The organism is Entomomonas moraniae (genome assembly GCF_003991975.1).
GTDB classification, from domain to species: Bacteria; Pseudomonadota; Gammaproteobacteria; order Pseudomonadales; family Pseudomonadaceae; genus Entomomonas; species Entomomonas moraniae.
Genome location: NZ_CP029822.1, coordinates 729,684 through 753,297, shown reverse-complemented (window position 1 = coordinate 753,297; position 23,614 = coordinate 729,684). Strand labels below are relative to the sequence as shown.

Genomic DNA, 23,614 nt, shown 5'->3' with positions numbered 1-23,614 from the left:
GATAATTTATTTATAAACATTTAACCTAATCATACCAAAATAAAATTGGTATTACCAATTAACCAAAATAATAAACACTAGCTTTATCTTTTATAATAAACATAAATAAAGAGGCAACAAACCTATGCAAGCCTGGCAACATCTTTATGATCCATTTAACAATATTTATTTATCAGCTCTTGTAGCAACTATACCTGTCATATTCTTCTTTTTAGCCTTAACCGTTTTGCGATTAAAAGGGCATATCGCAGGTGCTATTACCCTTCTCCTCTCGATTGCTATCGCTATTTTCGCGTTTGCCATGCCCGTCAAAATGGCATTGTTATCTGCTGTGCACGGCTTTATTTATGGATTATGGCCGATTGCGTGGATTATTATTGGCGCCGTATTTTTATATAAACTAACTGTAAAAAGTGGTCAATTTGATATTATTCGTGACTCTATTGTTTACATTACGGATGATAAACGCCTACAAGTATTATTAATTGGTTTTTGCTTTGGAGGATTCCTTGAAGGGGCTGCTGGATTTGGTGCACCCGTTGCTATTACAGCGGCGCTACTAGCTGGTTTAGGCTTTAATCCTGTTTATGCAGCTGGGCTTTGTTTGATTGCCAATACAGCCCCTGTTGCTTTCGGTGCATTAGGGATTCCCATTACGGTTGCAGGTTCTGTCAGTGGCATAGAAGCAAATAGCATTGGGGCAATGACTAGCCGCCAACTTTGCCTTCTCGCCGCATTTGTACCTTTATGGATCGTTTTTATTATGGATGGTATTAAAGGCGTTAAAGAAACCTTACCTGCTACCCTAGTAACAGGTATTAGTTTTGCTGTCGTACAATATATTACAGCACATTACATCAGCTACCAATTAGCAGGGATTACCTCCGCCTTAATCAGCATGCTTTGCTTAACCATGCTTTTAAAAGTATGGCAACCTAAAACAAACCAAAGTTTACAAATAAATGGTGGTGGTACCGCAAGTATCTCCCATAGTACTGATGAAAAGAAGCCATTAAACTACTCTTTTCAGCAAATTTTATTGGCGTGGTCACCTTTTATTATCTTAACCATTATGGTGAGTGTTTGGACGCTAAAAACGATTAAAGATGCACTCAGTGTTTTTAGCTTACAATTTATCTTTGATGGCATTCAAATTATGAAAGCAGCCCCTGTTGCGACAGGGGCAAAAGATGATTTTATTAAAAATATCTTTATACTTGATATCGTTGCTGCAACAGGTACAGCTATTTTCATCGCCGCGATTATTTCTGTTTTTATTCTTAAAGTTAAACCTAAATTGGCTTTATGTACATTATGGGATACATTAAAAGAATTAAAATGGTCAATTTTTTCTATTGGCATGGTATTGGCTTTCGCGTTTGTTACCAATAACTCAGGAATGTCTGTAACCATGGCATTGGTACTAGCTGGTACGGGTATAGCCTTCCCCTTTTTCTCCCCCTTCTTAGGTTGGCTAGGCGTGTTTTTAACAGGTTCAGATACCTCAGCCAACGCTTTATTTAGTTCATTACAAGCTAATACCGCCAATCAACTAGATTTATCTAGCACACTCATGGTAGCCGCTAATAGCAGTGGTGGCGTAACGGGTAAAATGATTTCACCACAGTCAATTGCTGTTGCTTGCGCTGCAACAAATCAAGTTGGTAAAGAGTCTGACCTGTTTCGATTTACTGTAAAACATAGTTTATTCTTTGCTGTAATCGTTGGTGTTATCAACCTAGTCATATGCTACGTAACGCCATGGATGATTTATAGCTAATAATTTAAAAGGGTAAATCTTTTACCCTTTATCATAATAATATTTAAAAAAGTGAGATATAGCCTTATGAGTGATTTATTTTATGATGCTGCTCCTAATGCAACACGGATAGCACCTCCTCGTCCACAACCACGCAAATATCCAGATAAAAAGCCAACGCATGTTTATTTATTTGGTACTTGTGTTATTGATATTATGTTCCCTGATGCAGGGTTTGATGCAATCCGTCTACTTGAGCGTGAGGGAATTACTGTACATTATCCACAAGAGCAAGGCTGTTGTGGTCAACCAGCCTACTCATCTGGCTACATTGAGCAAGCTAAAGAAGTGGCTAAGGCACAAATCGCCCTCTTCGAAAATGATTGGCCTGTTGTGATTCCCTCTGGGTCTTGTGCGGGGATGATGCGTCTACATTACAAAGAGCTCTTTCATGATGAACCTGAAGTACTTGCCAAGGTCAATGCATTAAGCGAACGTATTTATGAGTTAGGTGAGTTTTTACTTTATGTCAGTAAAATACAGCTAAAAGACCAAGGTCAAAAAACCAAAATTGCACTACATACATCTTGTGCTGCTCGCCGTGAAATGAATACACATTTACATGTTCGTCAATTACTCGACCAACTGGAAAATGTTGAACGTATTGACCACGACCATGAGAGTGAGTGCTGTGGCTTTGGCGGTACATTCTCTGTCAAAATGGCTGATATTTCTGGCGCGATGGTGCTCGATAAAACCAAAGCACTCAAAGACACAGGCGTTGATCAAGTTGTTAGCGCAGATTGCGGCTGTTTGATGAATATCAATGGTTCCCTTGAAAAGCAAAATGAATCATTACGAGGCCAACATTTAGCTACATTCCTTTGGCTAAGAACAGGAGGTACACACCATGAGTAAGACAGAACAGCCTCGTATTCCTGTCCTCGATGCACTGAGCCAACATTTTAAAGAAAATGCTCACATGGCATTGCGTAATAAACAACTACGCCACAATATGCGCACAGCCATGGACTCGCTCATCACTAAGCGACTCGTCTCAATGCCTGATGAAAATGAACGTGAAAGTCTACGTGAACTAGGTAATCATGTCCGCGCGCGTGCTTTATCAAAGTTACCTGAACTGCTCGAAAAACTTGAAGCCAATCTAACCAAACGTGGTGTACAAGTACATTGGGCTGAAACAACTGAAGAAGCCAATCAAATTATTTTTGATATTGCTAAACGTCGCCAAGCCAAGTTATTTATTAAAGGTAAATCCATGGTCAGCGAAGAGTTGAACATGAATCACTTCTTAAAAAAGCAAGGTATTGAAGCACTTGAATCGGATATGGGCGAATACATTATTCAGCTCGATTATGAAAGACCTTCACATATCATCATGCCAGCGATCCATAAAAATGCTAAGCAAGTAGGCCATCTCTTTGAAAACAAGTTACAGACACCTTACACTGACGATGTTGATACCTTGATTCAAACAGGACGTAAAGTATTGCGTAACAAGTTTTTTGAAGCCGATATTGGTATTTCGGGTGTAAACTTTGCTGTGGCTGAAACAGGCTCATTATTCTTAGTTGAGAACGAGGGTAATGGTCGAATGTCCACCACAGTTCCTCCTGTTCATATTGCTATTACAGGCATTGAGAAAGTAGTTGAAAACTTACGCGACACCGTACCACTGGTTTCACTGTTAACGCGTTCTGCACTGGGACAAGCTATTACTACTTATGTCAATCTAATATCAGGCCCTCGCAAAGCAAATGAGCTTGATGGCCCTGAAGAAGTCCATCTAGTCTTATTAGATAATGGCCGTACTCAAGCCTTTGCTGATGCACAATTAAGGCAAACCCTTAACTGTATCCGCTGCGGTGCCTGCATGAACCATTGCCCCGTTTACACCCGTATTGGTGGGCAAGCCTATGGTACTGTTTATCCTGGCCCTATTGGTAAAATCATTTCACCTCATCTGATGGGACTAGACAAAACAGAAGACTTACCCATAGCCTCTACTCTCTGCGGTGCTTGCGGTGAGGTGTGCCCTGTCAAAATCCCCATCCCTGAACTATTACGCCGATTACGTAAAGAAGACGTACGACCACCAGAAGAGCCCCTTCATTACGTAAAAGGCCAAGGTGCTCGTTTCTCTCGTAAGGAAAGAACGATGTGGAATATTTGGAAAAGTATGAATACTAAGCCTAACTTGTATCGCAAGTTCAGTTACTTAGCAACACGCTTACGATTTATGACACCCAACATTCTTGCGTGGTCACAAAACCATAGCAAAGCTAAACCTGCGTCTTATACACTCCATGAGCTAGCTAAAAAACATCTAGGAGATAAAAAATGAGTGCTCGTGATAATATTTTGAATAAATTGCGTTCTAGCCTAGAAGATACTAAACCACGCCCTGATGACTTTAACGTTGATCTTGTGACTAAACCTTGGAGTTATGACAGTACCCAAGGAAAAATCAAACAACTTAGGGCCATGATGGAATCAGTGCGGACAGAAGTTTATCAAACAACCCAAGCAGAATGGGTTAGTATATTTGCCGACGTATTAAAACAAAAGCAAGTCAATAATTTGCTCTATGCTCCAACTGTTAAATGGGGAACGCAAATTGAAAATTACTGGGCAAAAAATACAACACTACCTACCTTAAAAACTTATGATCGTCCAGTCGAGGAGTGGAAACATGAACTGTTTTTTGAGGTAGATGCTAGCATCACTTCGACCTTAGGAGGTATTGCAGCTACCGGTAGTTTAATTGTTTGGCCAACAACGGAAGAACCACGATTAATGAGTCTCGTTCCTCCCATCCATTTTGCTATTTTAGAAGCCAGTAAAATTGCTAATAACTTCTATGAAGCACAGCAAATATTAAACTGGGCAGACAACACTCCGACCAATGCACTACTCATCTCAGGCCCATCAAAAACAGCCGATATTGAACAGGTACTTGCTTATGGTGCCCACGGTCCTAAAGAATTAATCGTGATTATTCTAGAGGACGCTTAATCCTTAATTAATGATAACGAATAGGTGTTTACTAACACCTATTCGTTATTTAGTGGCTTCAATCGGTGAATACTCAATAGGAATCCATTCATAGCCATTCCCCTCTTTAATCACATGCCCTATACCAGGAAAAGGTAAATGTGCACCCGCTAACCATAATTTATTACGAACCGCATAGGTGAGTAGTTTTTTACGTGAAGCAATAGCTTGTTTAGGATTAGAGTCATAATCAATTGCCACGTCAGGATATCTAAACTGTACAGCATGGCTGTGAATAATGTCACCCATAATCAATAAGCTCTGCCCCTTTGAAGAAACCAAATAAGACATATGCCCAGGAGTATGACCAGTTGAAGCCATTAACTTGATGGTAGTAATAGGTAACTGATCCGTGAATGTCTTAAATTTATTGGCTGCTTGGTAAGGAGCTACTGCACTTTGCGCAAGTTTGAATATATTTTTCTTATCTTCTGTAGCTGCTTCTTCTAACTTATGATTAAGCCAATACCCTGCCTCTGCTTGATTCACATAAAGCATTGCATTTTGAAAAACACGTTTGCCATCTTTCACTAAACCACAGGCATGATCTGGGTGTAAATGTGTCAACAAAATAACCGTGACTTGATCAGGCGAATAGCCTGCTGCTTTTAAATTATCTTCTAGTTTACCTGAGTTTTCTCCAAAACAATTAGATGCCCCCGTATCAACTAAAATCAACTGGTCTTTGGTATTGATAAGGAAACCATTAATGGCTGTTTTTACTTCTGTATTGCTATTATCTATAAAAGCTTGTTGTAATAACTTCTTAAGATCTTTCGTAGTAATATTTTTTAGAAGTTTATTACCAATCGTTGTATAGCCATCGTATAAGGCTGTCACTTCATAATCACCTAGCATCATCCGATAATACCCTGGCACTTGATTAGTTTGCAGTGGAATATCTTCCTTTGCCCATGCATTAAAAGCAAAACAAATACATACTGCACAAAACACCCTATTAAAAAGCGTTGTAGGTAGGTGCATATAACTTACTCCCATGAGATATATTCACGTTAACAAGCAAAAATTCATTATTATGAACTTTTCTTCGGTCTATCCTTTTTAGCCTTCAACTTGAAGACACCTGCATCATAATCTTTTAAATCTTGCGCTGTCAGACACTGGTAGGTATATACCACCTGATAGCGCTCACAATCTTGTTCTGTTCCAACAATGCAGGTTAGATCATACCCTTCTAATGGCGTTGCCCCCTTATAGAGCCAATTCTTGCATTGTTGTGCAGCGACTTTCGTAGCCTGATCAAAATCAATAATGGGATTATCATAAAAGTCATAATCCGCCGCCATATAAACAAAGCCGTCTGCCTTATCCTTGTCCAGCACTTCTAGGTCTTTATAAACGGACTTAGTGACACAAGCCGCTAAGCCAAAGAGGAACAGTAATGGAAATAATAACTTTAGTTGTTTTTTATAATGATTAAGCATTTCCATACTCGCCACATAGGTTTTGAGAAAAATAAAAAGCAATATCCTTAGCACTTAAGCCTAACCCTAACAACCGGCTAAGTTTTGCTAATGCAGCCTCACGTGGTAAACAACCCCCACTGATAACACCTATCTCTTGAAAAGTGTTCGCCGCCTTATAACTAGAAAAATCGATACTGCCCTCTGGGCATTGGCTAATAGCAACCACCACAACTCCTTGTGCAATTAACTGTTGAATACAAGTAATGAAAGCATCGTCATCACTAGGCCCTGTACCACTACCATAACACTCAATCACTAGGCCATGTAAAAACAAGCCCATAATAGCTTGCAGTTGATAAGCAGAAAGCCCAGGAAACAAAGGCAAAATAGCAACTGTCGGTAGACTGCTCACAAAAGGATACGTCAGCTCATTAGGAATGTTACTTATCACTGGCTGAGATTGTAGCGCAGGTAATGAGATAAAAGGATTATGCCCTACACTACGCCATTTACGGCTACGTGTTCCCGAGAGCAACTCACCATGGAAAAATATTTGTACACCTTTTACTAAACCTTGACTCAATGCGGCCATCGCACCACAAATATTTTCTTTCGCATCACTGTCTGAGGCAGAGGCAGGCTTCATCGCTCCTGTCATTAAAACAGGCACATCAAATCCCAACAACTGAAAAGATAGCGCAGCAGCACTGTATGCCAATGTATCTGTTCCTTGTAAAATTAGCACACTATCACATTCATTACATCTAACAGCGTCAACCACAAAACCTAAAAGGTTTTGCCAATAACAAGGTGTCATGTTAGCGCTATCAATTAAAGGCTCAATCTCTTGATATTGCCATTGATTATTACCAATCTCAGCAAAACTCGTTAAATAGTCCTTAAGATAATGCTCAAAGCCTGCACTAGCCGCTAACCCCTTATCACTTGGCACCATACCAATAGTGCCACCAGTGTATAAAATCATTGTTTTTTGATAAGGAAAAGTAGCCATTATAAACCTCGAGTCATTATTTTTAGTTTTTAATACAAGTTACTAGTCAGCAGACTGCATAACATAGATCGCACTGTCTTCTAACAAGTCTTTTGTATTTTTTGCATAAGCTTGCATATGTGGAGTAGTAAGGTGTGCTTCTAATGCAACCATGCTTTCCCATTGTTCAATAAAAGCAAAACTCTCTTCACCTAGTTTTTTTTGAAAAGCTCCTGCATCGCTAGCATCTTCTACTAATCGATACTCATGACAACCTTGTTCTGCCCTCACCGTATTGAGATTGGCACGTGCAATTTCTAAAACCTGTTGTTTTTTTCCTGCTTTAGCTATCATCACTGCAAAAACACTAATCATCATCTTATCCTCGTTAATTAATCTAACTCATAAGGCCATAGGCCTCTAATCGCAGCAATACCTTGCGCACCGACTGACTGCGCTTTAGGTACGTCTTGCCCTGTTAAACCACCCAGTAAATAGACTGGACGATCAAAATTAGCTATTAATTTGCTTGCCTCTTCCCAACCTAATGGCTTTGCATCAGGGTGTGTTGCTGTTTGTTGAATGGGTGAAAGTGTTACAAAATCGGCACCAAATTGTTTAGCTAATGCTAATTCTTCTGCATTATGGCATGAAGCAGCTAACCAACGATTTGCAGGTAGTGGCCTACCTTTATCAGCTAATTTTCGTAATTGCTCCACCGTTACGTGCCATCCAGCCATAGGGAAATCACCGAGCCATTCAAAAGCTCCCTTTACCAGCAAATCAGCACGTCCGGCACAAACCCCTACAGCGTCAATTGCTAAGTCTCGATAATCAGGATCAAAAAAATTAGGTGCTCTTAAGCAAATCAATTTAATCCCTTCATCTAAAGCTATTCGAAGTCCTTCAATAATTTCTTGACGGTCTAAATTATCAGGTGTGATTAAATAGCGATTAGACAAGCGTGCAACCGTCACAATAGATTTATTGGCCTCTGGGAACTCATATTGCAATAAATTCTTAGGCAATACCCAGGTAATCTCTTGCCCCTCAGCTCCCCTTGCCTCACCATCAAAACGGTTCACCTCCCAAATATCCAAATGCACACCATACTCAGGGTATTGATGAGAGGTTTGAAAAATAGGATTAAGCTGCGTTATATCAATATCAAGCTCTTCTTTTAGCTCTCTTTTAAGTGCTTGCTCAGGTGTTTCTCCTTGCTCTATTTTGCCACCGGGAAACTCCCACAGACCACCTTGATGTTTATGCTTAGCACGACGTGCCAGTAGTACTCGACCATTCTGACGAATAATAGCAGCCACTACCTTAATTTGCTCCACGTTTTGTCCTCTTATTCTATATTGAGATTCATCTAACGCTTAGTCATTATGTCCGATATTCTGCATTAATTTTGACATACTCATGAGAAAGATCTGTTGTCCAAATCACCTCACGGCACTGTCCACGGTTAAGCTCTATACGAATAGTAATTTCAGCTTGTTGCATAACGGCCGAACCTTGCTCTTCCGTATAGCTTATAGCACGCTCACCTTCACTTACAATTTGAACACTTCCTAAAAAAACGTCTACTTTACTGACATCAAGCTGTTCAAGTTTAGAATAACCAATGGCTGCTACAATACGCCCCCAATTAGGGTCAGAAGCAAATAAAGCCGTTTTAACAAGCGGAGAATGGGCTACAGCATAAGCGACATCTAAACATTCTTGATGGGTTTTACCACCATTGACCTCAACGGTTACAAACTTAGTCGCTCCTTCACCATCACGCACAATTGCCTGAGCTAGCTCCATAGCTACTGAAAAAATAGCCATTTTTAACTTATCATAATACTCGCCTTGAGCTTGATTAATCGTGGGCAGATCTGCTTGACCAGTTGCAACTAATATGCAACTGTCATTGGTAGAGGTATCGCCATCAATTGTAATTCGGTTAAATGATTTATTCGTGGCATCCTCTAATAAGGCTTGTAAAACAGGTTTTGCAACATCTGCATCTGTAGCTATATAACCTAACATCGTTCCCATATTAGGGCAAATCATGCCAGCCCCTTTGCTAATACCGGTGACAGTCACTACCTTATCTTCATGCTGAAAACGTATGCTTGCTCCTTTAGGCGTAGTATCTGTTGTCATGATACCTTCTGCCGCCTTTAACCAATTATCTTCTTTTAAATCATTAAGGGCTTCAGGGATAGCCACTTTTATTTTTTCAACCGGTAAAGGCTCACCAATAACACCCGTTGAAAAAGGTAAAATAGCTTCTTTGTCTAGATTTGTAGCATCGGCGAGTGCCTGGCAAACATCTATTGCAGCTTTTAAGCCTTGTTTGCCTGTGCCGGCATTAGCATTTCCCGTATTGGTTATAAAATAATGAATATTTGTATTTCTAGCTAAGTGTTCTTTCGATAGTAAAACGGGGGCAGCACAAAACGCATTGCGTGTAAAAACACCCACAACAGTAGCCCCTTCAGCACATTGCATGATCACAAGATCTTTACGGCCTACTTTTTTAATACCCGCAGAAGCAATGCCTAACTTAAACCCTTTGACAGGATATAACACGGATGGAATCTCTAGACCTACTGCCATTTTGATACTCCTATAACCCTAAAACAAACACACCACAAAAAATGTGGTGTGTAAAATAAATAGATAAATAATAAATTGATTATTCTATACGACCACAGCAGTGCTTATATTTCTTGCCTGAACCACATGGACAAGGATCATTACGCCCAACTTTATCCCCTTCGCGTCTAATAGGTTGTTGTGGCGCTGGAGGTGCTAACTCATCAACAGCTACTTGTTCAGGGTCTTCATCTAATGATGAGACAGCTTCATCATGTTGAAAAACCATGCTTTGAGCTAATCTTTCAGCTTCCTCGCGTAGTTTTGCCTCTTCTTCCTCTGGAGTTTGATGATTAACTTGTGCATTAGCTAATATACTAATGGTATTGTATTTAATCAAACCTAATAAGCGTTCAAACATTTCAAAAGATTCACGCTTATATTCTTGTTTAGGATTCTTTTGAGCATAACCGCGTAAGTGAATACCTTGGCGTAGATTATCCATACGTGTTAAATGATCTTTCCAGAGGTCATCGATCTCTCTTAATAACACATATTTTTCAAAACCACGAATGTTATCATTACCTGCATCAGCTTCTACAGCCGCGTATTTATCAGTAACTAGCTGTGTGATACGCTCTTTTAGTGTTTCTTCATAAAGCTTGTCATCCTCATCTAACCATTGTTGGATAGGGAGATCTTGACCAAAATCAGAACGTAATACTTGCTCAAGTCCTTCAATATCCCACTGTTCAGGTAAAGACATCGGCGGAATATAATCATTAAATATCGACGTTAAGACTTCATTACGGAACTCTGTAACAATATGGCTAATATCATTAGTCTCTAAAATGGTATCACGCATATGATAAATAACTTTACGCTGCTCATTCGCCACATCGTCATATTCTAGTAACTGCTTACGAATATCAAAGTTTCGACCTTCTACTTTACGTTGAGCCTTTTCAATCGCATTAGTTACCATACGATGCTCAATCGCCTCACCTTCTTTCATCCCTAGCATTTGCATGATGCCGCGCATACGATCAGACGCAAAAATTCGCATCAAATCATCTTCTAAAGAAAGATAGAATCGGCTAGCACCTGGGTCACCTTGACGACCAGAACGGCCACGTAGCTGATTATCAATACGACGTGACTCATGTCTTTCAGTACCTATTACGAATAGACCACCGGCATCTAAAACTGTCTGATGGTCTGCACGCCATTGATCTTCTAATGCTTGTAATTGCTCAGCAGTTGGTTCTTCTAACTTAGCTGCTTCAGCTTCCCAATTACCACCCAATAGAATATCTGTACCACGCCCTGCCATGTTGGTTGCAATTGTCACTGCACCTGGACGACCCGCCTGTGCAATAATATCTGCTTCTTTATCATGGAACTTAGCATTCAATACACTGTGTTTGATGCCTTGCTTTTGAAGTTCATTTGAAAGAATCTCTGAGGCTTCAATAGATGCGGTACCTACTAACACAGGTTGCTTACGCTCACGCGCTGCTTTAACTTCATCAGAAATAGCACGATATTTTTCTGCCTTAGTCATATAGACAAGGTCATTTGAATCTTTACGCGCTAAAGGACGATTAGTAGGAATGACAACCACATCAAGATTATAAATTTGACGGAACTCAAAAGCTTCGGTATCGGCGGTTCCCGTCATACCTGACAACTTACTATAAAGACGAAAAAAATTCTGGAAAGTGATTGAAGCCAATGTTTGGCTTTCAGGCTGAATAGGGACACGCTCTTTCGCTTCAATTGCTTGATGTAAGCCCTCAGATAAACGACGTCCTTTCATCGGACGGCCCGTATTTTCATCAATTAATAAGACTTCATTGTCTTGAATAATATACTGAACATTGCGATGATAAAGTACATGCGCTCTTAAGGCAGACAATACATGACTGAACAATGTAACATTACTAGAAGAATATAGGTTATCGCCTTCAGCTAACAAACCATTTTCTAATAATAACTCTTCTATGTATTGATGACCTGCTTCTGTTAATTCAGCAGTACGCGCTTTTTCATCAATGGTATAATGACCTTCTTTAAGAATTTTCTTATCTTGACCTTCGCCTTCTTCTGTTTGCAGGCTAAGGTTTGGGATAAGCTTATCAAGGCGCATATAAAGCTCAGAGCTATCTTCTGCTTGACCAGAAATAATTAAAGGGGTTCTTGCCTCATCGATTAAAATAGAGTCAACCTCATCAACCACGGCAAAGTTTAGCACTCGCTGGAACTTGTCTTCTAAGCGAAATGCCATGTTATCTCTTAGATAATCAAAACCAAACTCATTATTCGTACCGTAAGTAATATCCGCATTATAAGCAGCACGCTTTTCTTCAGGATCTTGGAATGGAACGATAACACCAACGGTCATTCCTAAAAACTCATACAGCGGAGTCATCCACTGGGCATCACGTTTAGCCAAGTAATCGTTTACGGTAACAACATGAACACCTTTGCCAGATAATGCATTTAAATACACAGCCAAGGTACACATCAATGTTTTACCTTCACCTGTACGCATTTCAGCAATTTTACCTTCATGCAACGTTATACTACCAATGAGCTGAACATCAAAATGACGCATTCCCATTACACGTTTACTTGCTTCACGCACAACCGCAAAAGCTTCTGGCAGTAACTTATCTAAACTTTCACCTTGCGCTATGCGCTCTTTAAACGCTAATGTTTTTGCACGTAATTGATCATCGTGTAATGCAACCATACTCTCTTCAAGGGCGTTAACCGCTTTAACTATTTTAGTCATGCGTTTAACTTCACGATCATTTTTGCTTCCAAAAAGCTTATTCAGTAGTGGTCCAAGCATATAACAGAATCATCCTCAAATATTACAAACAGAGCAAACCCCAAATGGTGCCCTGAGCAATTTAGTAAAATTGCGACTAATTACTTTCAATTAAATTATACTATTATAGAATAAGTTTATTAATAATAGGAAAATAATAATAGATATTTTACTCTGATTTTACTTTTAGTAAAATTAATATACTTACAAACACTCTATTAAATCACTTATAATTGATTCGCTGGCAACTTATTAATATAAATACAGACAGACTATCAACAATTACTAACAGCTACTTATATTTCCACTTCGAAATATCCTGTACCTACAACGACCCAAGCTTTAAAGGATTTAACACATGCGTAAAATAGAAACGCTCTTAGAGAATATCATGTACTCTACTCGCTGGATATTGGCCCCTATTTGCTTTGGGCTTTCTTTAGCATTGCTTGCTTTGACTATAAAATTTTACCAAGAACTTTTTCATATTTTACCCAGTATTCTCTCAATGCCAGAATCAGACTTAGTTCTCAAACTACTCTCATTAATTGACATGGTTCTAGTAGGTGGCTTACTCGTTATGGTGATGTTTGCAAGCTATGAAAACTTTGTATCTCAAATGAATATCCATGATCATCGTGAAAAATTGGATTGGCTAGGAAAAATGGACTCTGGCTCTTTAAAAACCAAAGTCTCTATTTCCATTGTTGCTATTTCATCTATTCACTTATTAAGAATGTTTATGGCTGCTCAGCAGATCCCTAACGACAAACTATTTTGGTATGTTGTTCTCCACCTAACCTTTGTTGTGTCTGCATTGGTTGTAACTTACATGGATAAAATGACCAAAAAATAAATAAGTTATACGTATTCTAATTCGCTGGATAATAATATAACGAATATCCCACTGCTGTTTCTCCAGGGTCAATAACCTCAAAAGAAATATAAGTGGGAGAATTAGGTTGCATTTGATCGTTTTGCACAACATCACTGCCCATGTATTCGTTAGGCAAAAAGCGTCGACTCGCTATCGGCTGCCCATTTAAATCCGTAAAACGTAATTCGACAATGGGATAAGGTTGGGCAATTTTGAGATTATTTTCAATAATGGCGTCAACGTTTAATACATTTTCTAGTCGACTGCTTTCACTCACAACTAGTTGATTAGTTTTAATCTTGCCCACATCAACCAATGGTGGAATATCACACAGCAACAAGCTACAAACCTTCTCTGCTAAAGCCCTACTTTCTTCGTGAAGTGCCATGTCAGGTGCTATAAATCTAACGTATTGACCTGCTAAAAACAATACCGCCAAAAAGGATAAGCCCCCCCATACAAACGTAGACTTACGTATCTTTTTAGGCAGTGGAGCTTCTAAGACAAAATCGCTATAAGATACTTTTTTCAGGCTATTACCATAAATATCTTTTGGCTCAGTATCTCCCTCGTTATAATCTTTACTTATAACAGAAAGCGGAAAATCATCTACACCTTGCTTTTCTTCTATTTTTTCTTCAACTAACAACGAGCCTGCGTTGGCTTTTTTTGCTAATAGTGCCTGCTCTTCCAACACAAGCAGATGATCAAAATCTATGTGCTCTATCCGTTCAACAATATCAGGGTCAACATAATTAAGATCTACTTCACTGGAAGCAGGAGAAGAACTTTCCTCTATTAATGTTTGAGAGTCTTGAGGTGGGTAACTTGGCAGTCTATCTTCTTCCTTTTTTGATATAGGCTTCTCATTACCATCCACTGCATTAAAGTTGACCGAAAAACTTGATAATGTATCAACAACCCCACTCCAATAATCAGGTGTATCCTCTGGCTGCTTTTGAGGGGGTACTATCGTATCATCTTGATTGCTTTTCTTACTATGTATCGGGGCAGATTCAGTAACTTTTGCTTGCTTTGGTCCAACATCCAATGTTTGATAAACAATATACTCTTTGCCATTAAAAACATGCGAACAGAAACCACAACGCAAAACGCCATATGCCGTTGCGAGCAAATCTTCCGTAACAAAAAAACGCACCTTACAGTCTGGGCATTCAACAATAAACTTTGTACTCATTACTTACTAGCTCTATTCTCAAGCTAACCATTCTATCGAGTTATTGACAAAAAATAAATGCTAACATAACAGTTACTTAATAAAAAATTAGTGTTGCTTTCTAGATACAGGTAAAATAGCCACCATTTTCATTATGTAGTTTAGGTAATCAACCCCATGTCCACACTTTCAGTTAATCAAAATAAACTGCAAAAACGTCTGCGCCGTCTAGTTGGAGAAGCCGTTTCTGACTATAACATGATAGAGGATGGTGATAAAATAATGGTTTGTCTCTCCGGTGGAAAAGATAGCTATACCTTATTGGATATTTTACTATATCTTCAAAAAGTAGCCCCTATAAATTTTTCACTTATTGCTGTCAACTTAGATCAAAAACAACCTGGCTTCCCTGAGCACATACTACCCGAATACTTAAAATCAATTGGTGTTGATTATTACATCATCGAAAAAGACACCTACTCTGTTGTCAAAGAAAAAATACCAGAGGGAAAAACCACCTGCTCACTTTGCTCACGCCTAAGACGAGGTACTCTTTATACTTATGCTGATGAAATTGGCGCTAACAAAATAGCCCTTGGGCATCATCGCGATGATATTGTTGAAACCTTCTTCTTAAACTTATTCTATGGTGGTTCTTTAAAAGCAATGCCACCCAAGCTTTTATCCGATGATAAACGTAATATTTTGATTCGCCCACTAGCCTACTGCGCAGAAAAAGATATTGAAAACTACGCAAAAATCAAAGAGTTTCCAATAATTCCCTGCAATCTTTGTGGATCTCAACCGAACTTACAAAGGCAAGTTATCAAAGGTATGCTTAATGATTGGGAAAAAGAGCACCCAGGACGAGTTGAAATCATGTTTAAAGCACTAAGCAACGTAGCACCATCTCAACTGGCTGATACACAATTATTTAATTTCAAAGACTTAAAAATCGATGAAACAGCAACACCTCGTTTCATCGATATTACAGAGCTTTAATCAATAAGAAATGGCTTCGTTTGCTCGGGCTGACAAAGCTGATTTAAAGCAACAACCCATGAGGGGGTGTCATTTAAACAAGGGATAAGCTCAAAGCTTGTCCCTCCTTCATTCAAAAATTGCTCACGTCCTCGTATGCCAATCTCCTCCAAAGTCTCTAAGCAGTCAGCAACAAAAGCAGGCGACATCACCAGTAAACGTTTAACACCCTGAGCAGCTAATTTAGTTAAATGAACATCTGTATACGGCTCAATCCATTTTGTTTTGCCCAAACGAGATTGAAAGGATACCGACCATTTATCACGAGCTAACCCAGCTTGCTCAGCAAATAATTCGGCTGTTTTCAAACACTGCGTGCGATAACAAACATCCATATACTCTGAATTAATTTCACCACTATGTGCTGCTTGTAAATTATGTTGTTTATCTTTTACCAATTTATGAATGTGACGCTCAGGAACCCCATGAAAACTAAATAGCAAATGATCAAAACCTTGTTTCATCACTTCTTGCGCACTACCAACTAAAGCCTGAATATACCTTGGTTCGTTATAAAAAGGATCAAGTAACTTGAACTTAAACTCTAATCGACTCGCTTTAACAACCCTTTTTACTTCTTCCAATGCTGTCGTTATCGTACTATCAGCAAACTGAGGATAAAGCGGTGCAATTGTGACTTGATCAACACCTCGCTCACGTAAGTCCAACAAAACAGACTCAATACTAGGTTGTCCATAACGCATAGCTAAAGCAACTGGACCATGTTGCCAATGTAACCCCATTGTTTTTTGTAAACGTTGGCTCAAAACAATTAAAGGAGATCCATCTTTCCACCAAATAGATTGATAAGCATGTGCTGATGCTTCTGGCCTTTTAATTAAAATCATCGCCACCAATAGCTTACGGATAGGCCATGGTAAATCAATGACATAAGGATCCATTAAAAACTGCTTTAAATAAGCCTTAACATCCACCACTGCTGGCGACTTTGGGGAACCTAAATTTATTAATAGCAATGCATGATTAGGCATATATTATTATCTCAAAAACAAACTATCTCATTAACTAACAAAATCTACTATAAATCAACATCATGTTTACTACCACCTCGGCACTGAGGACTTTTATGACTTTTTTCTGACTCACTTTTCAGCCACTCATCTACAGAGTAAGCATAAATAGATAGCGCATGAATCTGCTTCATAATGTCACCCAAAGCAGCATAAACTAACTGATGACGTTTAACTCGACTAACATTTAAAAAAGAATCACTAACTAACACAACCTTATAATGTGTTTGAGTACCACGACTATGCAAATGACTTTCGTCCTGCACATTACACACCATAGGTGAAAAAGCCGCTACAAGAGCGGCATTAATACAATTTCTCATAAAACTCTAACGTTTTTTACTATTCAAAGAAAAATTCAACTCTTTTGCCATACTCTCAATAAGTCCTTGAATTTGAGGAGCCGCACCTCTTTCCAGTTTAGAACCAATCAACTGTTCTACTTGAACGTTTATTTCAGGTAACTGTCTTAACATTTTCTTACCTGTTGGTGAATCATAAAACTCAATCATTTGCGCTAACTCTGCATCAGTAAAGTTTGCTTGGTACAACCTAATAACATCAGGTTTTATTACATCCCATCCGATAGCTTTGTCTAGGATCGCATTAGCTTGAGCCTCATAACGTTCCAATACAGCTCTCTTGCTTTCAGGTGCTTTACTAACAACAAACAAACGATTTAACACATCTTGCGCTTGTACATAAGCAAGTGTTGTAAACTTATCTGCATGTATAATCTCTAAAAACTTAACCGTTTTTTGCTCATAAGACATTGAAGCAATAGCCTGTTGTGCTGGTGTAAGCTTTGGTTGGGATTCTGTTGCACATCCAGTAACCAAGAAAATAGAACCTGCAAGGCAAACACTACGCAATAATATTGAAACTGTCATTAACATACCCTTTTATAATAGAATCTTTATACATAATATATAGTAGATGATTTTAATGCATAACGTCTATTAATTACTCTTCATCATTAAAATTAAATGTAACATAATAAATGAATAAAAAACTCTATAAAATAAAACAACCTCTAAGCATTAACCAAGAGTAAAAAGCCTGATATCATAGACTAATATTCAATAATATAGATGGCAATCATAGAATACTACTTAAATCTACAAAAAGGTTCCAAATGAACATACCAAACATTCTCACCATGTTGCGAGTTGTCCTTATCCCTATATTCGTTATCATCTACCTACTACCATTTCCATGGGTATATACAACTTCTAGTGTAATATTTGCAATTGCTTGTATTACCGACTGGTTTGATGGATACCTTGCAAGACAATGGAACCAAACAACCCCTTTTGGTGCTTTTTTAGACCCCGTTGCAGATAAACTCATTGTTGCAGTAGCCCTAGTATTACTCGTAGGGAGCCATTCACGCGTTATACATGGCACAATGGTCAACCTCTGCTTAACCCTCTCTGCCATTATTATTGTTAGTCGAGAAATCGTCGTGTCAGCACTCAGAGAATGGATGGCAGAACTAGGCGCACGAGCTAATGTGGCGGTATCAAAACTTGGCAAATGGAAAACAGCTGCACAAATGATCGCACTTGTTATACTCCTAGCCAATCCTCCTATCCTAACAACCCCTGTTATTATTGGCTATGTTTTACTTACTATTGCAGCAGTTTTAACTATTTGGTCAATGATCCATTACCTCATGGCGGCGTGGCCCTATCTGATGACAGATAATAAGAATAAAATAGAAGAAAATAACAAATAACTATTGACAGATAGATAGGTTGCTATAAAATGCAACCTCATTATTAAAAGCGGGAATAGCTCAGTTGGTAGAGCATAACCTTGCCAAGGTTAGGGTCGCGAGTTCGAGTCTCGTTTCCCGCTCCAAATTTTTATGCAAGTAAAAAACTTATTTAAATTCGATAGGTTATATAAAAAAATAAGGTTATGAAATCCGACTCGTATTCGGATTTTTTTATTTTTACTCCTTTCTATTTCATTGATTTTGATCGTTTTATTATTTTCCTCTCTTTTTTTCATCTTTTATATCTGATTTTATTTGCTGAGAATTTAGTCCAAAAATTAGTACATCTGGGTTTAGGTAGTACATTATTTTTCGCATTGTTTTAGGCGTGTCGGTGTTTATTTTTTAGTTTGTTTTTTTGTCCATCGGTATTATTGTAGGGGTATTGGTCTTTTCTTTGTCTGTTGGTACTTGGAGGCAATGATGTCCTTATCAGATAAAGCGGTACGTTTTGCTAAGCCTGAGAAGAAGCCTTATACGTTGTCTGATGGACAGGGCTTGTCGTTGTTTGTCGCGTGTAATGTTCGACGCAGTTGGCATTTTCGTTTTTCTTGGCAAGGGAAGCAGTATCGGATTTCGTTGGGGGTATTTCCTGAGGTAGGTCTGGCTGAAGCCAGGGCTTTGTGTCGAGATGGAAATGAATTACTTAGGAAAGGGATTGATCCTAGAGCTTATCGTCAGCAATCAAATTCGCCTGCGGCTGATAGTCGGTTGTTTCATGTGTTTGCGAAGTCTTGGTTGGCGTTTAAACTAAAGCGACTGGATGCGGTGTTTTCTCGGGAAAGGAAGCATGGGGGTGGTCAGGTAACGGCAATTCAGATTGAGCGTTCGCTGAAAAGGGATATTTTGCCATTCTTGGGCGATAAGCCGTTAAGAGAAATTTCTCGTGCGGATGTGTGGGCGGTGCAAAAACGTATTGAGGAACGAGGAACCCTTGCTGTAGCTAAGAAAGTACGAACGTGGCTTTATGAGATATTTGGTTATGCGGTGGCATTGGGTGAGTTGGAGTTGAATCCAGTCTGTTATTTAGATGAGTTGGCGTTGCCAGATCGTGCTAAGCGGACGGTAAATCCTTTTTTGTCTATCGCGGAGATACCAGCGTTGTTAGTTCGTCTTGGCCGTTATCGGGGTAATTTGCAAACGCGATTGGCAATTCGGTTGCTATTGTTGACGGGAGTTCGGTTGGCTGATTTGCGTTTTGCTCAGGTGCAGCATTTTTATTTTAAGCAGGCTCTTTGGCATGTGGATGTGTTTAGGGGGTGTAAGGTGTTGGAAAACCCAGAGAGGAGCCGGCTGATTAAACCTGCGTATGTGGTACCTTTGTCTTCTCAAGCATTGGGTATTGTGAGGAAGTTGTGTGAGTGTGCTTTTCCTGGACAACAGTATCTTTTGTGTCATCGCCTCGATCCTGAGCAAACAATCAGTGAGAATACGTTGAATATGGCGTTGAAGCGTTTGGGCTTTGGTGGACGATTAACCAGTCAGGGGATTCGTGAGATGCTTTTTAAGGCATTTCAGGCGTTGGGTGATGTTGAGGATTCTCAGCCTCATCTAATAGAGCAACTGCATAATCAGCCAATGTCATGTAACTTTTACCAGAAGTCAGTTCAATGATCAAATTATCTGATCCTGTACGGTAATTACCAGTACGTTCCCCCTCCTCAAGAATATTTGGGGGTGAAATAAATACCCAATCAAACGCATCTTCTTATTGTAACAGTTTTTTAATAACCTCGGTCGAGCGTGCACCACCTTCATACTCAGGAGGAAAGAAGTAACTATCCATTAAAGCAATACCCGGGGCAATTTCTGCTGTTCCTGCACCACCAACGGCAATTAGCCTATTAATATTTGCTTTTTTTACTGCTTAAATAATATTTTTAGTCCCTGTAGTTTGTTTTGCAATACGTTCTTCGATAGAGTCTGAGCGCGGTGGTGCAAATGCATGTATAACGATATCACAATCAATAATCGTTTTTACTAATGTTTCACTATCATTAATATCAAGCTTTTGTACAGCAACAGATGGTGCCATTAATATTTTATCTGGGTTACGTGTAATTGCTAATACTTTATGGCCACGTAAAATAGCCTCCTTTAAAATATAAGAACCGACAAATCCAGTAGCGCCAATAAGTGCTATTTTCACAATGATTGCTCCTTTTAAATTAGTACAGGTATAATTTAAGTTTATAGATACTTAGGCCTGATATTTCATTAAAACATAGTATTATTGTTTTCAACCTTCAGAGGTACAGCTTGAATCACATCCCAATGTTCAACTATTTTTCCATTTTCAACCCTGAAAATATCGACAACGGCTTCTCCAAGGTCATTCTCACCATTTATCGAGTGAACATGAAGCCACACAATATCGCCATCTACAGCACTGCGTATAATGCGAGCGCGTGAGTGTGGATTTTCATTAAAAAAATCTTTGAAAAATGAAACAAAAGGGGCTTTGCCATCAGGAACAGTCGGGTTGTGCTGTTTGTAGTCATCTGCTAACACTTTAGCAGCCTCATCAACTTGATGATTATTAAAAAAACTATTGTAAAATTTAATAACAAGTGCACGATTCTTCTCTTCTTGTACAAAATTAGGCGAAGTTGTTGTTTGAGCACTGGCAACACCACTCATTAACGATAAAAAAATGGCTCCAATAAAAATTAGTTTTTTAAATATGTTCATATAAGCTTTTACCAATAAAAATTAATAAATAAATACTTTTTAGAGTGTGCTAAAAATATTAGTCTACAATATAGACTAATAAATATTAACAACTGTTATTGACAAAAACAAGAAGTCAAAAATATATGACTAAGTCAGTTTTTTGTGACTATTGTTGGTGTTTAAGTTTCGATGGCTTAAAAGTTTAATAAGGCATCACTGTAGTAAGAAAAGAGGATTTTATTTTCTGTCACCGCCATATCAAGAGAAATATAAAAAGTGTTGTATATATTATCGGTAACTATTCCTAATAGATATTAGACTAAGTCACAAAAGTAGACTAACATGATGCTAGAAAACTTAATAATGACAAACGACTTAGAGGATAACATGATTGATTTTGAGCAACCCTGTCCAATCCGCGATGTACTTGACAGAATTGGTGACCAATGGAGTTTACTAGTTTTAAAAGCATTAGAGATCCAAACACTACGCTTTAATTCACTTCATCGAGAGATCGGCGATATTTCACGTCAGATGCTTTCTCGTACACTAAAAAAACTTGAAAATGATGGCTATATCAGCCGAACTATTTATGCAGAAGTGCCTCCTCGTGTCGAATATACACTGACCGATTTGGGAGGGTCTTTTCTAAAACCAATGAATATACTCATTCAATGGGCTAATGATAATCACGAAGCTATTTGTCTTGCACGAAAGAACCTATCCCAATAGGCTTATTTGCCTTTATTTTGCTAGATAATCCTGCTTGAAACGTTTGAGTTATTTACTATGCTCTTATATTCAGTAAAAAGTTTATTTTTCTATTAAAAATCCTTCTTTGGTACAGATGAGTCTTAGGCAAAAATGAGCGAACAGCAGACATTAGTAATGAGAGGAAGCATTAATCAATGATAATAAGTTAGATGATAAACTTAGTATTTTCTGTATGGTTTGTCATTGAGCGTATTACTATTAGTAAATGTACAGCATCCTTATAATAAGTCACATTATTGATTAATAAAATAAAGATGCATTATGACACTAATCTATATATCAATTAGGTGTACTTCTACATATGTTCTTAAGGTATTAAGCATTAATGACTATTTTGTTACCTGTTGCAATGCATAGTTTACTCTTGCAGAGGCGTCGATTTCATTATGTTCATGCAGAACCAAAACAATCTGTTGAAGCTGTTTTTCCGTTAGACCAACACATAAGCTACCTCGTATATGTGATAGTAATTGTGATTCAACACCTGGTGTGGCAGCTAAAGCTCCTACTGTTGCCAATTCACGGCTTTGCCAGTCCAAATTATCGCGAGCAAAAATATCGCCAAATAAATGGGTTTGTAAAAATTGATTAATAACAGGTGCAAATTCGAACAGCGGCCCTTGTACTGGCGCACCTGCTATTTTAGTTTGATTAGCGATGCCTACACGCTTTAGTTCATCACCAACAGGAACAGGGGTGATAGGCTCTTTTCCCCCAGCGTCAATAATTCCAAGCTGTTTGCGTGAGGCAACAACGTTCATGAGTTCATTAAGCGCATTCAAGCTACGAGGAAAGCCTGTATAGGCATAGAGTTGTACAAGGATTTCTTTGGTTTCATTTATGGTTAATCCAGCATCTAGCCCCTGATTAAGTGCTGTTTTAAGCTTTTCCATTTGACTGCTAGCCATATAAGAAGCAATTAATAGGATGGCCTGTTGCCGTGGTGATAACGTATCGGATACTACTTGTTGATGATTCACTTCTAATGTATTCGATGTCATGGTTTCAGCATTCAACGAGGGACCACAGTTCAAAGATAACAAAGAAGCTATCATGATTAATTTAATGCGCTTGATATTGTTCATCCGTTACCTTCTCCATCCATTCAACACCTTTTCCATCAGCGATGCCTGTTACTGCTAAATGTGTCATGATACTATTGGGGGTAGCACCATGCCAATGTTTGACTTGTGGTGGGCAGAATACAACATCACCAGGGCGGATAGTCTGTATGAGGTGTCCTTCTATCTGCGTAAGCCCAGTGCCAGATATTACGATTAACCGTTGCCCTGTCGGATGTGTATGCCATGCTGATCGAGCACCTGGTTCAAACGTGACATAAGCTGCTGAGGTATTGATATCTTTATCCGCTTGGAATAATGGTTCAACCATCACTCGTCCCGTAAAATTCTCAGCCGCTCCAAAAACTACGTTTTGAGTTCCAGCAGGCTTGATGTTCAAAGAAGAGTTTTGTGCTTGTGCAACTGAACATATAGCAAATAAGGGTAGCCATAACCCGTAATAACGTATTTTTGTGATCATACAATGCGCTCCTTTAGCCAGTAAATTTAATGTTGAAGCTTA

At 38.7% G+C, this 23,614-nt stretch carries 24 protein-coding genes and 1 tRNA gene; 10 read left to right on the top strand and 15 right to left on the bottom strand.

The window, feature by feature from the left end; all coding sequences use genetic code 11:
* The first annotated feature begins 124 nt into the window (after positions 1-124).
* From DM558_RS03610 to DM558_RS03595, 4 genes are all read left to right on the top strand, one after another.
* The gene (locus DM558_RS03610) at positions 125-1,780 is read left to right on the top strand and encodes a lactate permease LctP family transporter (RefSeq protein ID WP_127162091.1); all 1,656 of its coding nucleotides are present in this window, start codon (positions 125-127) and stop codon (positions 1,778-1,780) included.
* A gap of 66 nt (positions 1,781-1,846) precedes the next feature.
* Positions 1,847-2,677 carry a (Fe-S)-binding protein gene (locus DM558_RS03605; RefSeq protein ID WP_127162090.1) on the top strand — a complete coding sequence of 277 codons (831 nt, stop codon included), beginning with the start codon at positions 1,847-1,849 and terminating at the stop codon, positions 2,675-2,677.
* Positions 2,670-4,124 carry a LutB/LldF family L-lactate oxidation iron-sulfur protein gene (locus tag DM558_RS03600; RefSeq protein WP_127162089.1) on the top strand — a complete coding sequence of 485 codons (1,455 nt, stop codon included), beginning with the start codon at positions 2,670-2,672 and terminating at the stop codon, positions 4,122-4,124. The genes DM558_RS03605 and DM558_RS03600 overlap by 8 nt, the downstream gene beginning before the upstream one ends.
* On the top strand, positions 4,121-4,795 hold the full coding sequence (locus tag DM558_RS03595) for a LutC/YkgG family protein (RefSeq protein WP_127162088.1): 675 nt from the start codon (positions 4,121-4,123) through the stop codon (positions 4,793-4,795). The genes DM558_RS03600 and DM558_RS03595 overlap by 4 nt, the downstream gene beginning before the upstream one ends.
* A 45-nt stretch (positions 4,796-4,840) precedes the next feature.
* Here DM558_RS03595 and DM558_RS03590 read toward each other — a convergent pair whose 3' ends face one another.
* From DM558_RS03590 to secA, 7 genes are all read right to left on the bottom strand, one after another.
* Entirely contained in the window at positions 4,841-5,818 is a 978-nt protein-coding gene (locus tag DM558_RS03590) for an MBL fold metallo-hydrolase (RefSeq protein WP_164731235.1), read from the bottom strand.
* A gap of 50 nt (positions 5,819-5,868) precedes the next feature.
* Complete coding sequence (yecR, locus tag DM558_RS03585) at positions 5,869-6,285, bottom strand: YecR family lipoprotein (RefSeq protein ID WP_127162086.1); 417 nt, start codon at positions 6,283-6,285, stop codon at positions 5,869-5,871.
* Positions 6,272-7,273, bottom strand: coding sequence for an asparaginase (locus tag DM558_RS03580; RefSeq protein WP_127162085.1), 1,002 nt, complete (start codon positions 7,271-7,273; stop codon positions 6,272-6,274). Before DM558_RS03580 ends, yecR begins: the two co-directional genes overlap by 14 nt.
* 42 nt (positions 7,274-7,315) lie before the next feature.
* Complete coding sequence (locus DM558_RS03575; protein WP_127162084.1) at positions 7,316-7,630, bottom strand: putative quinol monooxygenase; 315 nt, start codon at positions 7,628-7,630, stop codon at positions 7,316-7,318.
* A 14-nt stretch (positions 7,631-7,644) separates the two neighbouring features.
* The gene (locus tag DM558_RS03570; RefSeq protein WP_127162083.1) at positions 7,645-8,592 is read right to left on the bottom strand and encodes a Nudix family hydrolase; all 948 of its coding nucleotides are present in this window, start codon (positions 8,590-8,592) and stop codon (positions 7,645-7,647) included.
* 46 nt (positions 8,593-8,638) lie between these two features.
* On the bottom strand, positions 8,639-9,862 hold the full coding sequence (argJ, locus tag DM558_RS03565) for a bifunctional glutamate N-acetyltransferase/amino-acid acetyltransferase ArgJ (protein ID WP_127162082.1): 1,224 nt from the start codon (positions 9,860-9,862) through the stop codon (positions 8,639-8,641).
* 79 nt (positions 9,863-9,941) lie between these two features.
* A complete protein-coding gene (secA, locus tag DM558_RS03560) occupies positions 9,942-12,698 on the bottom strand; it encodes a preprotein translocase subunit SecA (RefSeq protein ID WP_127162081.1) in 2,757 nt (918 codons plus the stop codon).
* Between the two features lie 346 nt (positions 12,699-13,044).
* Between secA and DM558_RS03555 the strand changes: the two genes are divergently transcribed.
* Positions 13,045-13,533, top strand: a complete 489-nt coding sequence (locus tag DM558_RS03555) for a TIGR00645 family protein (RefSeq protein ID WP_109704314.1) — start codon at positions 13,045-13,047, stop codon at positions 13,531-13,533.
* 16 nt (positions 13,534-13,549) lie between these two features.
* On the opposite strand, the gene DM558_RS03550 is transcribed toward DM558_RS03555, so the two are convergent.
* A complete protein-coding gene (locus tag DM558_RS03550; protein ID WP_127162080.1) occupies positions 13,550-14,752 on the bottom strand; it encodes a zinc-ribbon and DUF3426 domain-containing protein in 1,203 nt (400 codons plus the stop codon).
* Positions 14,753-14,908: 156 nt separating this feature from the next.
* Here DM558_RS03550 and ttcA point away from each other — a divergent pair, with 156 nt between their 5' ends.
* Positions 14,909-15,733 carry a tRNA 2-thiocytidine(32) synthetase TtcA gene (gene ttcA, locus DM558_RS03545; protein ID WP_127162079.1) on the top strand — a complete coding sequence of 275 codons (825 nt, stop codon included), beginning with the start codon at positions 14,909-14,911 and terminating at the stop codon, positions 15,731-15,733.
* Here ttcA and hemH read toward each other — a convergent pair.
* From hemH to DM558_RS03530, 3 genes are read right to left on the bottom strand one after another with little or no spacing between them, the layout of a single operon-like run.
* Positions 15,730-16,764, bottom strand: coding sequence for a ferrochelatase (hemH, locus tag DM558_RS03540; protein WP_127162078.1), 1,035 nt, complete (start codon positions 16,762-16,764; stop codon positions 15,730-15,732). The genes ttcA and hemH overlap by 4 nt on opposite strands.
* Positions 16,765-16,811: 47 nt before the next feature.
* A complete protein-coding gene (locus DM558_RS03535) occupies positions 16,812-17,126 on the bottom strand; it encodes a BolA family protein (RefSeq protein ID WP_127162077.1) in 315 nt (104 codons plus the stop codon).
* Between the two features lie 6 nt (positions 17,127-17,132).
* Entirely contained in the window at positions 17,133-17,693 is a 561-nt protein-coding gene (locus tag DM558_RS03530; RefSeq protein WP_164731234.1) for a DUF2059 domain-containing protein, read from the bottom strand.
* A gap of 245 nt (positions 17,694-17,938) precedes the next feature.
* Here DM558_RS03530 and pgsA point away from each other — a divergent pair, with 245 nt between their 5' ends.
* The 3 genes from pgsA to DM558_RS03515 all read left to right on the top strand — a co-directional run bounded on the left by pgsA (position 17,939) and on the right by DM558_RS03515 (position 20,197).
* Positions 17,939-18,541, top strand: coding sequence for a CDP-diacylglycerol--glycerol-3-phosphate 3-phosphatidyltransferase (gene pgsA, locus DM558_RS03525; RefSeq protein WP_127162075.1), 603 nt, complete (start codon positions 17,939-17,941; stop codon positions 18,539-18,541).
* Between the two features lie 49 nt (positions 18,542-18,590).
* Positions 18,591-18,666 (top strand) — tRNA-Gly (locus DM558_RS03520).
* A gap of 337 nt (positions 18,667-19,003) precedes the next feature.
* A complete protein-coding gene (locus tag DM558_RS03515) occupies positions 19,004-20,197 on the top strand; it encodes a tyrosine-type recombinase/integrase (protein ID WP_127162074.1) in 1,194 nt (397 codons plus the stop codon).
* A 253-nt stretch (positions 20,198-20,450) separates the two neighbouring features.
* Here the strand turns inward: DM558_RS03515 and DM558_RS03510 are convergent, their stop codons facing one another.
* Both DM558_RS03510 and DM558_RS03505 read right to left on the bottom strand, forming a co-directional pair.
* On the bottom strand, positions 20,451-20,732 hold the full coding sequence (locus DM558_RS03510) for an NAD(P)-dependent oxidoreductase (protein WP_164731233.1): 282 nt from the start codon (positions 20,730-20,732) through the stop codon (positions 20,451-20,453).
* 68 nt (positions 20,733-20,800) lie between these two features.
* Positions 20,801-21,274: a nuclear transport factor 2 family protein gene (locus DM558_RS03505; protein WP_228411801.1), complete on the bottom strand. Its 474-nt coding sequence runs from the start codon at positions 21,272-21,274 to the stop codon at positions 20,801-20,803.
* 345 nt (positions 21,275-21,619) lie between these two features.
* Between DM558_RS03505 and DM558_RS03500 the strand changes: the two genes are divergently transcribed.
* Entirely contained in the window at positions 21,620-21,988 is a 369-nt protein-coding gene (locus tag DM558_RS03500) for a winged helix-turn-helix transcriptional regulator (protein WP_127162072.1), read from the top strand.
* Between the two features lie 371 nt (positions 21,989-22,359).
* Here DM558_RS03500 and DM558_RS03495 read toward each other — a convergent pair whose 3' ends face one another.
* Together DM558_RS03495 and DM558_RS03490 are read right to left on the bottom strand one after the other, a co-directional pair.
* Positions 22,360-23,115 (bottom strand): carboxymuconolactone decarboxylase family protein, encoded by a 756-nt coding sequence (locus DM558_RS03495; protein WP_127162071.1) that lies wholly within the window; start codon positions 23,113-23,115, stop codon positions 22,360-22,362.
* Positions 23,093-23,572, bottom strand: a complete 480-nt coding sequence (locus DM558_RS03490) for a (R)-mandelonitrile lyase (RefSeq protein WP_127162070.1) — start codon at positions 23,570-23,572, stop codon at positions 23,093-23,095. The genes DM558_RS03495 and DM558_RS03490 overlap by 23 nt, the downstream gene beginning before the upstream one ends.
* Between the last annotated feature and the right edge of the window lie 42 nt (positions 23,573-23,614).